This is a genomic window from Natrinema versiforme, from assembly GCF_005576615.1.
In the GTDB taxonomy this organism is placed as follows: domain Archaea; phylum Halobacteriota; class Halobacteria; order Halobacteriales; family Natrialbaceae; genus Natrinema; species Natrinema versiforme_A.
On sequence record NZ_CP040330.1, the window covers coordinates 3,288,026 to 3,300,907 of the forward strand.

Annotated in this window: 13 protein-coding genes and 3 tRNA genes; 8 read left to right on the top strand and 8 right to left on the bottom strand. The window is 64.0% G+C overall.

The window, feature by feature from the left end; genetic code table 11:
* Positions 1-44 precede the first annotated feature (44 nt).
* A complete protein-coding gene (locus tag FEJ81_RS16310) occupies positions 45-461 on the top strand; it encodes a ribbon-helix-helix protein, CopG family (RefSeq protein WP_138246287.1) in 417 nt (138 codons plus the stop codon).
* Positions 462-545: 84 nt separating this feature from the next.
* Here the strand turns inward: FEJ81_RS16310 and FEJ81_RS16315 are convergent, their stop codons facing one another.
* Complete coding sequence (locus FEJ81_RS16315) at positions 546-1,001, bottom strand: DUF5814 domain-containing protein (protein WP_138246288.1); 456 nt, start codon at positions 999-1,001, stop codon at positions 546-548.
* A 180-nt stretch (positions 1,002-1,181) separates the two neighbouring features.
* On the opposite strand from FEJ81_RS16315, the gene FEJ81_RS16320 reads away from it, so the two are divergent.
* From FEJ81_RS16320 to FEJ81_RS16330, 3 genes are all read left to right on the top strand, one after another.
* Positions 1,182-1,253, top strand: a tRNA-His gene (locus FEJ81_RS16320).
* A 186-nt stretch (positions 1,254-1,439) separates the two neighbouring features.
* Positions 1,440-1,793 (top strand): hypothetical protein, encoded by a 354-nt coding sequence (locus FEJ81_RS16325; RefSeq protein WP_138246289.1) that lies wholly within the window; start codon positions 1,440-1,442, stop codon positions 1,791-1,793.
* Between the two features lie 189 nt (positions 1,794-1,982).
* Positions 1,983-3,263, top strand: a complete 1,281-nt coding sequence (locus FEJ81_RS16330; RefSeq protein WP_138246290.1) for a hypothetical protein — start codon at positions 1,983-1,985, stop codon at positions 3,261-3,263.
* A 60-nt stretch (positions 3,264-3,323) separates the two neighbouring features.
* On the opposite strand, the gene FEJ81_RS16335 is transcribed toward FEJ81_RS16330, so the two are convergent.
* The 4 genes from FEJ81_RS16335 to FEJ81_RS16350 form a co-directional block, all read right to left on the bottom strand.
* Complete coding sequence (locus FEJ81_RS16335; RefSeq protein WP_138246291.1) at positions 3,324-4,187, bottom strand: aldo/keto reductase; 864 nt, start codon at positions 4,185-4,187, stop codon at positions 3,324-3,326.
* Between the two features lie 356 nt (positions 4,188-4,543).
* Positions 4,544-5,224: an outer membrane protein assembly factor BamB family protein gene (locus FEJ81_RS16340; RefSeq protein WP_138246292.1), complete on the bottom strand. Its 681-nt coding sequence runs from the start codon at positions 5,222-5,224 to the stop codon at positions 4,544-4,546.
* Entirely contained in the window at positions 5,187-6,068 is an 882-nt protein-coding gene (locus tag FEJ81_RS16345) for an outer membrane protein assembly factor BamB family protein (protein ID WP_138246293.1), read from the bottom strand. The genes FEJ81_RS16340 and FEJ81_RS16345 overlap by 38 nt, the downstream gene beginning before the upstream one ends.
* A 526-nt stretch (positions 6,069-6,594) precedes the next feature.
* A tRNA-Phe gene (locus FEJ81_RS16350) sits at positions 6,595-6,668 on the bottom strand.
* Between the two features lie 222 nt (positions 6,669-6,890).
* On the opposite strand from FEJ81_RS16350, the gene FEJ81_RS16355 reads away from it, so the two are divergent.
* Positions 6,891-7,337, top strand: coding sequence for a DUF7344 domain-containing protein (locus FEJ81_RS16355; protein ID WP_138246294.1), 447 nt, complete (start codon positions 6,891-6,893; stop codon positions 7,335-7,337).
* A 527-nt stretch (positions 7,338-7,864) separates the two neighbouring features.
* On the opposite strand, the gene FEJ81_RS16360 is transcribed toward FEJ81_RS16355, so the two are convergent.
* Positions 7,865-7,938, bottom strand: a tRNA-Val gene (locus FEJ81_RS16360).
* 62 nt (positions 7,939-8,000) lie between these two features.
* Here FEJ81_RS16360 and FEJ81_RS16365 point away from each other — a divergent pair.
* The 3 genes from FEJ81_RS16365 to FEJ81_RS16375 all read left to right on the top strand — a co-directional run bounded on the left by FEJ81_RS16365 (position 8,001) and on the right by FEJ81_RS16375 (position 11,380).
* Positions 8,001-8,675 (top strand): DUF192 domain-containing protein, encoded by a 675-nt coding sequence (locus FEJ81_RS16365; protein WP_138246295.1) that lies wholly within the window; start codon positions 8,001-8,003, stop codon positions 8,673-8,675.
* Positions 8,676-8,708: 33 nt separating this feature from the next.
* Entirely contained in the window at positions 8,709-10,652 is a 1,944-nt protein-coding gene (locus FEJ81_RS16370; protein ID WP_138246296.1) for an ABC transporter ATP-binding protein, read from the top strand.
* Between the two features lie 107 nt (positions 10,653-10,759).
* A complete protein-coding gene (locus FEJ81_RS16375) occupies positions 10,760-11,380 on the top strand; it encodes a Yip1 family protein (RefSeq protein ID WP_138246297.1) in 621 nt (206 codons plus the stop codon).
* 50 nt (positions 11,381-11,430) lie between these two features.
* On the opposite strand, the gene FEJ81_RS16380 is transcribed toward FEJ81_RS16375, so the two are convergent.
* Together FEJ81_RS16380 and FEJ81_RS16385 are read right to left on the bottom strand one after the other, a co-directional pair.
* Entirely contained in the window at positions 11,431-11,775 is a 345-nt protein-coding gene (locus FEJ81_RS16380; RefSeq protein WP_138246298.1) for a DUF5789 family protein, read from the bottom strand.
* Between the two features lie 63 nt (positions 11,776-11,838).
* Positions 11,839-12,795: a phosphatase PAP2 family protein gene (locus FEJ81_RS16385; RefSeq protein WP_138246299.1), complete on the bottom strand. Its 957-nt coding sequence runs from the start codon at positions 12,793-12,795 to the stop codon at positions 11,839-11,841.
* Positions 12,796-12,882: the final 87 nt, after the last annotated feature.

The following is a 12,882-nucleotide window of genomic DNA, read 5'->3' on the forward strand; positions in this document are numbered from 1 at the left end:
TCTGACAAATGGTTAAGTGTCGTGAACGACGACTAGGGGTATCGATGGGGAACAAGAACAAGACCATCTCGTTTCGGGTCAACGAGGACGCGTTCGAGGCCCTGCAGGCGATCGCCGAAGAACGCGACATCTCGCTGTCCGCGGTCTTCCGGGATTACGTCGACCAACTCGTCGAACACGACGGGCAGGTCGAGGTCGTCCCCGAGGACGACCTCGAGGCCCGGACCAGTGAGGACGGGGACGAGATTTCGTTCCCGCCGACCGTTGAAGTCCCGAAGCGCTTCATCCGCGAACACGAGCGACTCGAACTCGAGGCCGAGCACCTCCGGGAGCAACTCGACGAGTACAAGGGCTACGTCAACGACCTGCAGGACCGACTCGAGGACGAGGAAGACGAGGTACTGCTGCTCGACGAGTTAGACGAGTTAGAAGACGAAGACGAATCGTATCAGTTACGATAACGAGGACGGACGGCAGCGACGGATAGAGTACTGCGACTGGTATCGAGCACTGCCGGCGGTCGTGGCTGAGAGCCCGCAGTCCCGTTACCGCTCGAGTTCCCGTTTCGCCTGCCGGATCTCGTCGTACTTCTCGTCCGCGCCGTCGACGCGAGCGAGTCCCTCCGCGGCCTCGAGGGTTCGGACGCCGTTATCGAGGAAGGAGAGCACGTCGCCGGAGTAGGCATAGACCATGTAGTCGTCGGTCATCACGTCGACGATCGCGTCCGGGCCGAGCCCCTGTGCGCGTAGTTCGAGCAGGTACCTGATGAATTTCCGTTCCGGGCAGCCACAGTAGGGGTTGTTGTCACAGCCGCAGTCGAGGAAGTCCTGCGTGAAATCGAGCACCCGATCGCGAGTCGCGTCGTCGAGTTTCTCGAGGCCGTCGCCCTGAAAGAGCATATCGAGCGTCGCGCCCTTGAACGCTCCCTTGGGGATGTTCGTCTCGAGCTGGGAGCTGAGCTGCCGGTGGTTCTTGATGTAGATCTTATCGGTGATAGCCACGCGTTGGCGGTCCTAGGGGCTGTGGGTCGAAAAACGTCTCGGTCGCGACCGGACACGGATGTGACGAGCTACCGCGACCCGCACACGGCGGCCGAAATCGCGCGGTATGGCTCCCCACACCGTATCGAAGAGTCGTAACGTATTTGAATCCAACCGGCCGTAGGATAACCTGTACACGTGTCCGGGTTGGGGTAGTGGTTATCCTTCAGCCTTGTGGAGGCTGAGACGCGGGTTCGATTCTCGCACCCGGACTTTTTCACGACAACCATCGGGAGGAGTGGAAAAGCCGGACGGCGAGATCGAACCAGACGAGTCGCGCGCAGCGCAGCGAGCACGTCTCGGCGTGGTTCGATTCTCGCACCCAGACCGATCGAAGCTCGAGGACGAACCAGTTCGCTGACGCGCAGTTTTTTATATGTCGTTCCGTCAGTAGCAGACATGACCCATGGGTTGGAGCCGACGGAGGAGTACGACGGCTCCATCGTCGTTCGGCTGTTAGACGACCGGACGGGAACCGAGCGCATCCGCTGTACATCGTACGACGAAGCGATAACCGTCGTCAAGGAACACCACCGCTCGGTCACGGTCGCGAAGATCGTCGACAGGGACGGCGACGTCGTCTTTACCTCCGCCGGGATGGATATCGACGACTGGGAGACGGAGTGGGAGCACGCGAAACGTCGTCTCTCCGTCGACGTCGAGGAGTACGACTGCCCGTACGACAACATCGCCTGTGTCGCCGACGACCACTGTATCCAGTGCCAGATCGACGCGGTGCAGGAACAGTACTGAACAGGGCTATCGTAGCCACTGAAAGTCACTGCACACCTGATCGCCGGACTGCGCTGCGATCAGTGTTAAATCGTTTCAGTGGCTACGATACCTTCCTCGAGGGGGACTCGTCTCGAGACACTGCGATGGGACCGTTCGGCGGCTTTGTCATGCGCCCGCGTTTAGGAGCGCCGGCCCGTAGCGCGTCGTATGGCGGATACCCAGCACGGCGAGATGTTCGGCAAAACGCAGCAGAACGCGGCGCTCGCCTGGGTGATCACGTTCGCGCTCGTCGTGCTCGCACTCAATCACGGGCTCGGCGACTCGTACCGCTGGTTCGCCTTTACCGGCTTTGCGGTCGCGATCGTCTTGCTCCCGGCCGTCGCGTTTCGGGATCCGCTCGTGATGCCGCCCTGGGAGCTGCTGGTCCTCGTGTTGCTCCCCATCGTCGACGCGACGATACTCGGCGAGACGGTTCTCACCTCGATCGCCATCTACGTCGCCGTCGCCGCGATCGCGCTCGTCGCCACCATCGAGATCGATCGGTTCACGGCCGTCCGGATGAACCACGCGTTCGCGGTCGTGCTGGTCGTGCTCACGACGCTGGCCGTCGCCGGCGCGTGGCACGTCGCCCAGTGGCTCGCCGACGTGACGTTCGGGACGAACTACATTCTCGACGGGCGGTCACAGGACGCGGCCAATCGCGACCTGATGATCAACTTCGCGTACGCGGCGATCGCCGGCCTGTTCGCGGGCGTCATCTTCAGCCGGTACTTCGGGTCCTACAGCGACGACATCGAAACCCAGCGGACGCCGACGCCGCGGGAGACCTCCCCCGATTCCGAACCGGACCCCGTCCCGACCCTGATCCGCGATCAGTTAGACGCCCCCGAATCGACGGTCAGGCGACTCTCCCGGATCATGCAGGTGGCCCTCGGCGTCCTCCTGCTGTACGGAATCGTCACCCTCGATCTGACGACGGTCTCGAACGCCGCCATCGCACTCGCGATCACCTTCCTCCCCGCCATCCTCGAGCGGGACTACCGACTCACGCTCGAGCCGGGGCTCGTGTTCTGGCTCACGGCGGCGGTGTTCCTCCACGTGCTCGGCTCGGCCGGGTTGTACGCGCTCATCAGCCCGTGGGATAGCCTGACGCACACGATCTCAGCGTCGATCGTCGCCGCGGCGGGCTACGCGGTCGTCCGGGCGATCGACCTCCACACCGACGAGATCTATTTCCCAGCGGCAATGCTGTTCGCGTTCATCCTCGTGTTCGTCCTCGCCTTCGGCGTCGTCTGGGAACTGCTGGAGTTCACCCTCGACTGGAGCGCACAGCAACTCGGTATCGGGGCCGTCGTCGCCCAGCACGGCCTGAGCGATACGATCGTCGACCTCGTCTACGACGTCGTCGGGGCCGTCGTCGCCGCAGTCTGGGGCTCGTTCTACCTCACCGCGCTCTCCCAGCGTATCGCTGCCCAACTCGACGGCTAACGGCTTCGGCCCCGCTCGAGCCGGTCCGGCCGACTCGGCTGGAATCGAAAACGGGGTGACTCAGTCCGCCGCCTCGGTCAGTCGCTGTACCTCGTCCTCGCTGAGCGAGAGCTGCGAGCCGGCGATGTTCGACTCGAGGTGGTCCGGATCCGATGTCCCCGGAATCGGGAGGATGACCTCGGAACGCTCGAGCAGCCACGCCAGCCCGACCTGTCGGCGGGTCGCGTCGTGTTCCTCGGCGATTTCGTCGAGGAGTTCGCCGTGTTCGTCCAGATCGTCGCCGTTGATCGGGGCCCACGGGATGAAACCGATGTCCTCGTCGTCACAGATCTCGAGGACCTCCCGGCTCCCGCGGTCGTTGAGGTTGTACCGGTTCTGGACGGTCGCGATTTCGACCTGTTCGCGGGCCCGGTCGAGGAGTTCGGCGGAGACGTTACTGACGCCGACCTCGTCGACGACGCCCTCGTCTTTGAGTTCCGCGAAGGCCGCGATGGAGTCCTCGAAGGGGGTGTCCTCGTCGTCGGGCCGGTGGAACTGGTAGAGGTCGATGGTGTCCGTCTGGAGCCGATCGAGCGACGTGAGAGCCTGATTCCGGATGTAATCCGGATCGCCGTGGGCGATCCAGTCACCGTCGCGGTTGCGCAACAGGCCCGCCTTGGTCGCGATCAGCACGTCGTCCGGGTCGCCGATCGCCTCGCCGATGAGTCGCTCGCTCACGGCAGGGCCGTAGGAGTCGGCCGTGTCGATGAGGTCGACGCCACAGTCGACGGCGTGTTGAACGACCTCGCACGCGAGGTCCTCGTCGTCGGGCGCGCCGATAATATCCTCGCCGGTGAGCCGCATCGCGCCGAATCCCAGCCGGTGGACGGTCGAATCGCCGATCTCGAACGTGTCGCTCTCGTTTGTGATCGAGTTGCTACTCACGGGCGTACTGACAGCCTCGCACCTCTTGAGGGACAGGCTACCCCGAACGGAATGCCGGTTATCGAGTAACGAGACAGAGGCACAGTCCGATAAACACGATGGTAGCACCGACGACGAAATACGTCATTTGGTGGCCGTCGTCAGAGATCCCGACCGGTCGCTTCTTCCGCTGTCTCCTCGACACCCTCCGCCACCGCCTCCTCGGTTCCACCGGAACTGTACCCCTCGATCATCTCCGTGACTATCTCGAGTACGTTCACGACTGCCAATTATTCCGATGGGATAATAAATTATCGTATCACGTTTCCCAGTCGATTATATCGGCCGGTAGATCGGCGAGAAACCGTCGCAGCGATTCAGTCCTCGACGCTCAGTGCGCGTAACGGTCCGTTCGGTTCGTTGAAGTAGACGACCCCGTCCGCCACCGACAGCGATCCCGGAACACCCGACGGGACGCTCATCGACCAGAGCGTCTCGCCCGTCTCCGTGTCGAACCCGTAGAGGGTCCCTTGCTCGCTGGTGGCGACCAACACTCCGTCCGAGACCGACGGCGGTCCGAGTACGCCGTCGGTCGCTCCGGACACCCACTCGACGGTACCGTTCGCGGCGTCGAGCGAGACCGTTCGATAGTCGTTTGCACGCTGTGCGTACACGGACCCGTTCCCGACGGCGATCCGTTCTCCGTGGAAGGGGCCCGGTGCGAACCAGCGTATGCGACCCTCGGCCAGATCGAGCGCGATCAGTTGGGAGGAGGTGAGAGCGAAGACGGTGTCGTAAGCGACCGCCGCAGCGGCGACCGGTTCGCCACCGGAGACGCGCCATCGGACGGTCCCCGTCTCGGCGTCGATCGCACGGAGCGGGTCGCCGCCGGCCATGACGACGCCGTCGGAGACCGGGGGCGGCCCCGCCAGCGGTCCCCCGATGTCTGCCGTCCAGTCAACCTCGCCCGCGGCCGCATCGATCGCGTGTAGCTGCCCGTTCGTCGTGTACACTCGGCCGTCAGCGATGGCACGGGGCTCCGTGCCAGATATCGCCATCGGACGGGACGTTCCACTGGACCTCGCCGCTTTCCGCCTCGAGGGCGCGAACGTCTTCCGGCGTCCCGAACGCGACGACACCGTCGCCGACCGCGAGGGGACTGGTTCGAGCGGGACCCTCGTGAACCCACTGCTCGCCGCCGTCGCTGGCAGACAGCGCCCGCACGGACCGGCCGGCGACGACGGTACCGTCCGCGACGACCGGTCCCGACTCGCTGAAGGCGTACTCGACCGCCGACTCAGTCCACGCCGCCGTCGGCTCGGAGCGAGGTGCCTCCGTCCCCGGGTTGTACGCGGTCGCGCCCGGATCGTAGGCGATACCGGGCCACGCGCTCCCGCCGTCGATAGCGGCCCGCTCGGATGGCGTCACGAGCCCCGGGTACGCCTCGCGGACCTCGTCGTTCCGGAAGGTCCCATCGAAGCGGAATTCACCGTCTTCCGGCCGGTCGATACCGTCCTCCCCGAAGAACTGCGGCCGGAACGAGAGGATGACCTCTCGCTCGAGCCCGGCCGCCAACAAGACGGACCGATCGCGATCGATCGATCCGTCTGCCTCCGTGTGAGACAGCGTGACAACGAGGTCGGCCTGACGGGCCTCTGAGCCGGTATTTTCGATCGTTACGGCGACTCGAACCGTCCGTCCGCCACCGTCGTCGACCCGTTCGATCCCGCTCACCTGTAACGGCCCGCTGTAGTCGGACCCTGCCGCCGTCTCGGTATCACCGGGCGGCTCCGACTCCGCATCAGAATCGAGCACCCCCGAACAGCCCGCGATTCCCCCCACTGCGGCGACGGTCCCGGTCGTCAGGAACCGGCGACGCGTCACCGTTGATTGATCAACCATGATCCCGACCGAAGAATTCAGAATAAATAAATCTATATGAGCGTAACAGGTGCAGCTGAAATTTTCGCCGAGACGCTCGAGTCTCGCACAAATAGGTTGTGGATATGCCACTTTTCCGTCCAAATCACGGCGTGTGCTGACGATTCATTGTCACACCAGCATCTGCGCGGCCACGGTCTCGCTCGCTCGAGTTCAGTACAGCCTCCTGACTCCCGTCGCCGTCCTCGATCTACCAGTCGCACGCGGACAACGGACCGCGACCGCGCTCGGCGAAGCGGTAGCGAGCCGCGAACTCGAGACGCGGTCTCGATCAGTTGCACCTGCGCTCATCGCCTTGCAAACACCGGCGCAGAGACTACTGAGCAGGGAATTTGTAGTTACGATATGTGAACCGAGAAAGTATGCCGCCTCCCGGATTTGAACCTCGCCGAGACGTTCCTGCTCGCTACGCTCGCGGGCTGCGACTCGTCTGGTTCAAACCGGTCGGATTCCATTTCTGTCGCTCACGAGTTGTTCGCGACAGAAATGCCGCCTCCCGGATTTGAACCGGGGACAGCTCGATCTTCAGTCGAGTGCTCTCCCAGTCTGAGCTAAGGCGGCCTACTCCTTCCTCCGTCCATGGTATAAAAAAGGATTTCGAATCGGGATCGTCGTCTCACCTCAATCACAAGATAAACAAGAGATTCACTCACTGCTCGAGTACGGCATCGAAAACCGAGTAACGGAGACAATACGGGAATCTCTATACGGGATTACCCGCTGTCTGTTGGAATTTCGGATATTCAAGACACCCTTTTGCGCCTCGGGGGGTAATATCATGTTATGGAAGCCCTTACCTCGAGCCGAGAACAGAATGAACTCTCCGCTGACACGATCCTCGAGTTGCTGGCGAACCGCCGCCGGCGATATCTTCTCTACGCACTGCGCGGGCAAGAAGACCCCATCGAGCTGTCGACGTTGGCCGAAACGGTCGCGGGGTGGGAACACGACGTTCCCCCGGACGAAGTCGCGAAAAACGAGTACAAGAGCGTCTACGTCTCGTCGGTCCAGTGCCACGTCCCGAAACTGGACGACGCGGGCGTCGTCGACCACGACGAGGACAACCACACCGTCGTCCTCGCGGACAACTTCGCGCAACTCGAGCCCTACCTCCGGATCGTCGTCGAAGACGAACCGGAGAACTCGACGCTACACGCCGCCCTCCAGACCGAGTCGGGCGACGGCCTCCTCGGCCAGATCCGGGAGAACGTGGCGCGACTCAAGCAGTGACTACCCCCGAAGCACGCGTCGGCGGTCATGATAGTCCCTGATTAGGGCGCTGAGTCTGGCTTGAGGGCATTTCTCCGGTCGCTCGTCTCCCGCTGCTATTCCTTGCTCGAGGGGGTCGGCCGGTGCGCGTTGGCTCGACACGGGGCACAGAGTCGAAGCGGGCGAGCAGTTTGGACGGAGCCAGAGCGACTCGAGCGAGAGCGAACCGCAGTCACGGTGAATCGTCTCTGATTCGATCGGACTCGAGGTAGATTGTCGCTGCTCGTGTTCGGCTATCGAAAGGGCTCGGGCGGGTTCGAACAACGCGAAGACGATCGCTCTCGCTCCGCTCGAGCGCTGCGTCTCCTCTCGTTCGAACAGCCCTCGCATACAGTTCTGTGGCTCGCGGTGTTGCTCGCCACAGAAATGGGCTCGGGCGGGTTCGAACCGAAATCAGACGTGCTCGCTACGCTGCGCGCGACTGATAGGGTTCGAACCGCCCTCCCATCACGATGCTGTCGCTCACGGATTGTTCGCGACAGCAATAGTGGGCTCGGGCGGGTTCGAACCACCGACCTCGGCCTTGTAAAGGCCGCGTCATGACCAGCTAGACCACGAGCCCGCACCCGCAACGAGTGCGTCCGTCCGAATAACCTTTACTCTCTCGCGGTGCAGGTATCGTTCATGGCACTCGAGTACGTATGGAAAGGGCTACTCGTCATTGCTGTCCTCTCTATCGTCGGCGTCGTCCTCGTTCAGGCCGGCGTGGTCTCTGCTCCGTGGGGGCCTGATAGCGGGGAGGTCCGCGTCTTCGACGACGAGGAAGACGGTGAACCGACCGCGGAAGCGGACAATGAAACGAGCAACGAAACCGCCGACGACGACCGCGAACCCAAAGCCGTCGTGGATGTCGAGATCGCAGACTCCAGTCGAGAACGGCATACCGGACTGAGCAATCACGACTCCCTCGAGTCGGGTAACGGGATGTTGTTCATCCACGGCGACGAGGACGACCTGACCTACGTGATGCGCGAGATGGACTTCGATATCGACATCATCTTCATCGACGCGGATGGCGAGATCACGACGATTCACCACGCCCGCGCGCCCGGGCCCAACGAGGACGGAAACGATCTCGAGTACTCCGGCCGTGGTCAGTTCGTCCTCGAGGTGCCACGCGGCTACGCGAACGAGACGGGGATCGAGGTCGGCGACGAGGTCCAGATCGACCTCGAGTCGAATCAGACGATCATCACCAGTGCCGAGTCCGGGTCGCTCGACCGGGTCGCCGCGACGACCGACCGCGACGTGGCCGCGCCGGCAGCGGTCGACGCCGGCGGTGTTTCGGTTCGTAGGTAATCCTTATTGCCGGCGGTCCCCGAAACGCGGACAATGAGTGGCGCCGACTGGGACGAGGATGATCCGTTCGAGGAGCAGCGCGAAGAGATCGAGAACCCCATGAAGCGCCTGTTTCTCGAGTACGGATCGAACTACAAGGGTGCCGCAGTCGTCGGCGTTATCGCGAGCATCTTCGCCCGGGTGCTGGATCTGCTGCCGGCGCTCATGCTCGGGGTTGCACTCGACGCCGTGATCCGGCAGGACATTCCCTACGCCGAGGCGTTCCCCGTCGGCGGGGGGCTCGTCGCCCCCTACGTCCCGGAGGGGCGACTGGCTCAGTTCTGGCTGACGATCGGGATCATCGCGGGGGCGTTCTTTCTCTCCGCGATCTTCCACTGGACCCGCAACTGGGGCTTTAACACGTTCGCACAGAACGTCCAGCACGACATCCGGACCGACACCTACGACGAGATGCAGCGCCTGGACATGGGCTTTTTCGCCGACAAACAGACCGGCGAGATGATGTCGATCCTCTCGAACGACGTCAACCGCCTCGAGAAGTTCTTAAACGACGGAATGAACTCCCTCTTTCGGCTGCTCGTGATGGTCCTCGGTATCGGCGGGCTCTTGCTCGCGATCAACTGGCAACTGGCGCTCGTGGCGCTCCTGCCGGTGCCGCTGATCGCCGTCTTCACCTACCTCTTCATCCAGACCATCCAGCCCAAGTACGCGCAGGTGCGCTCGACCGTCGGGAAAGTCAACTCCCGACTCGAGAACAACCTCGGCGGGATTCAGGTCATCAAGTCCAGTACGACCGAGTCCTACGAGTCCGACCGCGTCGAGGACGTCTCCCGGCAGTACTTCGACGCCAACTGGGGCGCGATCCGCACGCGGATCAAGTTCTTCCCCGGCCTGCGCGTGCTCGCGGGAATCGGCTTCGTCATCACCTTCCTCGTCGGCGGCCTCTGGGTCATCTCGGGCCCGCCGGGCCCGTTCTCGGGCACCCTCAGTAACGGGATGTTCGTCGTCTTCATCCTCTATACGCAGCGCTTTATCTGGCCCATGGCCCAGTTCGGGCAGATCATCAACATGTACCAGCGCGCTCGCGCCTCGAGCGCCCGTATCTTCGGGCTGATGGACGAACCCAACCGGGTCGGCGAGGAGCCCGACGCGCCCGACCTCGCGGTGACTGAAGGCCGCGTCGAGTACGACGATGTGTCCTTCGGCTACGATGAAGACGAGCGGATCCTCGAGGACATCGACTTCACCGTCGACGGTGGCGAGACGCTCGCGCTGGTCGGCCCGACCGGTGCCGGCAAATCGACGGTCCTGAAACTCCTCTTGCGGATGTACGACGTCGACGAGGGCGAGATCCGCGTCGACGGGCAGAACGTTCAGGACGTAACACTGCGGAGTCTGCGCGAGTCGCTCGGCTACGTGAGCCAGGACACGTTCCTCTTCTACGGCAGCGTCGAGGAGAACATCAAATACGGCACCTTCGATGCCGACCGCGAGGACGTGATCGAGGCCGCGAAGATGGCCGAGGCCCACGAGTTCATCGAGAACCTCCCCGAGGGCTACGACACCGAAGTCGGCGAACGCGGCGTCAAGCTCTCGGGCGGCCAGCGCCAGCGGATCTCCATCGCCCGCGCGATCCTCAAGGATCCAGACATCCTCGTTTTGGACGAGGCGACCAGCGACGTCGACACCGAGACGGAGATGCTCATCCAGCGCTCGATCGACGACCTCGCGGAAGACCGGACCACGTTCGCCATCGCCCACCGGCTCTCGACGATCAAGGACGCCGATCAGGTGCTCGTCCTCGAGGGCGGCGAGATCGTCGAGCGAGGGACACACGAGGAACTCCTCGAGAACGGCGGTCTCTACTCCCATCTCTGGGGGGTCCAAGCCGGCGAGATCGACGAGCTTCCGGAGGAGTTCATCGAGCGCGCCCAGCGCCGGCAGGCCCGAACCGAAGTCGACGCCGGGGACGACTGAGCGAGCGCTACACGCACTCAACGGTGCCTATTCAGAACCGTCGATGAAACTCGAGTAGTACTCGATACGATAGACATATTTTTAATGAGTGACTATGACGTTGAATTATGCCCCCACGCACACCGCTTTTCGATCCTGGCGGGTACTTCTCGGCCCGCGAAAACGCACGTCGGGATGGGCTACTCGCGTTCGCCCTTTTCGGCGCTTCCAACCTCGTGTTCATCTACGCCGTCGTCCGGCTGGTATTCGATCAGGTTACGGGGCTCCCACAGGGCGTTCGGAGTCAGGCCTTCTCGATCGTGATTCCGATGACCGCGTTCAGTCTCGTGATCGCCTGGCTCGTCGTCGCGGCCGTCATGCACTGGCTGGGCGGCAGCGGCTCGTCGACCGGGACGTTCGGTGACGCGCTGGCCGTCGCCGGCTGGGCGTACGTCCCCGATCTTCTCGGTCTCCCCCTCAAGTATCTGTTCGCCCGATCGAAAATCGAGTCGCTGTCGATCGACGCGACCGATCCGTCTCAGTTCGCGGCCGAGGTCGAGGCGGTGCAGGCGGAACTCGGTCTCGCCTTGGTTCCGTTGCTCGTACAGGTGGTCGCGGTCGGCTGGAGCGTCTACGTTCTCGCGGGTGGCACTGCCGAAACCCACGACGTTTCGCTCGAGTCGGCCGCCGGCGCCGCCGCCCTGATCGGTATCGGATCGGTTACTCTCACCCTAGTAAACGGACTCTGAGCCGGTCGTCACACGGGAGAGTCCCCGACATTCCCGGTGTAACGCGAATTTCAGAACGACTCCTGCTCTTCCTGCCCGCCCTGATCCGGTGCGCCCTCGTCCTGCCGGTCTTCGCCAGAGGCGGGCGGCGTGCGGTCGCTGTAGTTCTTCCGCCCGATCGCCTCGTCGCCGACCATGTTCATGATCGCCTGTTCGACCTCTCCGTAGTCCCGATACTCGTCCTCGCCGAGCGGGCCGATGAGGTCCTCGAGTGTCGTCGTGTTGCCGCTCATCTCGACCATCTCGTCGCCGTGTTCCTCGAGGAGTTCGTCGTGGTCGATCGGGTACTCCTCGGTCTCGAGTTTTTCTTGGAGGTCGCCGAGTTCGACGCCGAGCTCGCGACTGTCGTCTGGCATACGTGAACTGACGAGCGGGAGTCGCAAACGGGTTGGGCCTGCGTTCGCCGTGGCGCGGGCCCGTCAGCGTGTCGCCGTCTCGACGGCCGTCAGTCGCGGAAATACGACCGCCGGAAGCACCGAGAGGAGTCCGAGGAGCGCGGCCGACGCGACCAGTTTCGGGCGACCGCTGAGGGCACCGACGCTGCCGACGGCAGCCAGCGGAACGAACGCCGCCACCAGCATTCCCGCCGACGGCTCCGTCGGAAACCGCTCGAGAGAGGTCGACTCGACCGTCGTCCCCGACGTACCGGCGATCCAGCCCGCGAGCGCCCCGGCCGCGAACGCGGCGTACTCGACGGCGCTGTCCGCGCGTCCGCTGGCGACCATCGCCACACCGGCCAGCCCCAGCGCGAGCGCGAACGCGGTGAGCGTCCGATCGAACGGCGACCGCTCGAGGAGCCGCCACGCCGCGGCGAGATAGCAGCCGCCGACGACGACCCCCGCGACGACGTCGAGCGGGTAGTGGACGCCGAGGATCAGCCGGGTGAGACAGACCGCGGCGACGATCACTGCGGCGACCGCGAGCCGGAGTCGTCGCGTCCCGGCCTCGAGTGCCAGCGCGAACAGGCCGTAGGTGACGGTCGCGCCGACCGCGTGACCGCTCGGAAAACCGTAGCCGTCGGCGCTCGCGATCGACGCGTAGAGCGACCGGGTCGACGACGGAAGCGCGGCCGGATCGAGCGTCGCGAGGTCCGGCCGCGGGAGCGCGAAGAGGTGTTTCAGGGCGGTCATCACTGCTAGCCCGCCGACGATGACAGCGACGACCCACGGGCCGTCCGGTCGTCGAGCGGGTCGATCGCACTCGAACAGCGTCGTCTCTCCCGTCGCCCGCTGCCATGCGACGGCCCACGACGCACCGATTCCGAGCATGAGGAGAAACCAGCCGTCGCCGAGCTGTGTCACCGCCGCAGCGAGGGCGCCGGCCCACGCCGGAACGAGGTCACGGATCGCCTCGAGAACCGTCGCGCCGCGGTACATACGACCCGACTTCTACGACGCCGGGGATAACGCCCGGGCAGGAGCCTGCAGGGCGGACGCCGCCGATCGAGCGCTCGAGTCGCGTCG

Coding starts and splice junctions, on each gene's coding strand:
- FEJ81_RS16355 (WP_138246294.1), top strand. CDS start 6,891: ATGGAAGCCCTTACCTCGAGCCGAGAACAGAATGAACTCTCCGCTGAC.
- FEJ81_RS16380 (WP_138246298.1), bottom strand. CDS start 11,775: ATGCCAGACGACAGTCGCGAGCTCGGCGTCGAACTCGGCGACCTCCAA.
- FEJ81_RS16365 (WP_138246295.1), top strand. CDS start 8,001: ATGGCACTCGAGTACGTATGGAAAGGGCTACTCGTCATTGCTGTCCTC.
- FEJ81_RS16325 (WP_138246289.1), top strand. CDS start 1,440: ATGACCCATGGGTTGGAGCCGACGGAGGAGTACGACGGCTCCATCGTC.
- FEJ81_RS16375 (WP_138246297.1), top strand. CDS start 10,760: ATGCCCCCACGCACACCGCTTTTCGATCCTGGCGGGTACTTCTCGGCC.
- FEJ81_RS16340 (WP_138246292.1), bottom strand. CDS start 5,224: ATGGCGATATCTGGCACGGAGCCCCGTGCCATCGCTGACGGCCGAGTG.
- FEJ81_RS16345 (WP_138246293.1), bottom strand. CDS start 6,068: ATGGTTGATCAATCAACGGTGACGCGTCGCCGGTTCCTGACGACCGGG.
- FEJ81_RS16310 (WP_138246287.1), top strand. CDS start 45: ATGGGGAACAAGAACAAGACCATCTCGTTTCGGGTCAACGAGGACGCG.
- FEJ81_RS16330 (WP_138246290.1), top strand. CDS start 1,983: ATGGCGGATACCCAGCACGGCGAGATGTTCGGCAAAACGCAGCAGAAC.
- FEJ81_RS16370 (WP_138246296.1), top strand. CDS start 8,709: ATGAGTGGCGCCGACTGGGACGAGGATGATCCGTTCGAGGAGCAGCGC.
- FEJ81_RS16385 (WP_138246299.1), bottom strand. CDS start 12,795: ATGTACCGCGGCGCGACGGTTCTCGAGGCGATCCGTGACCTCGTTCCG.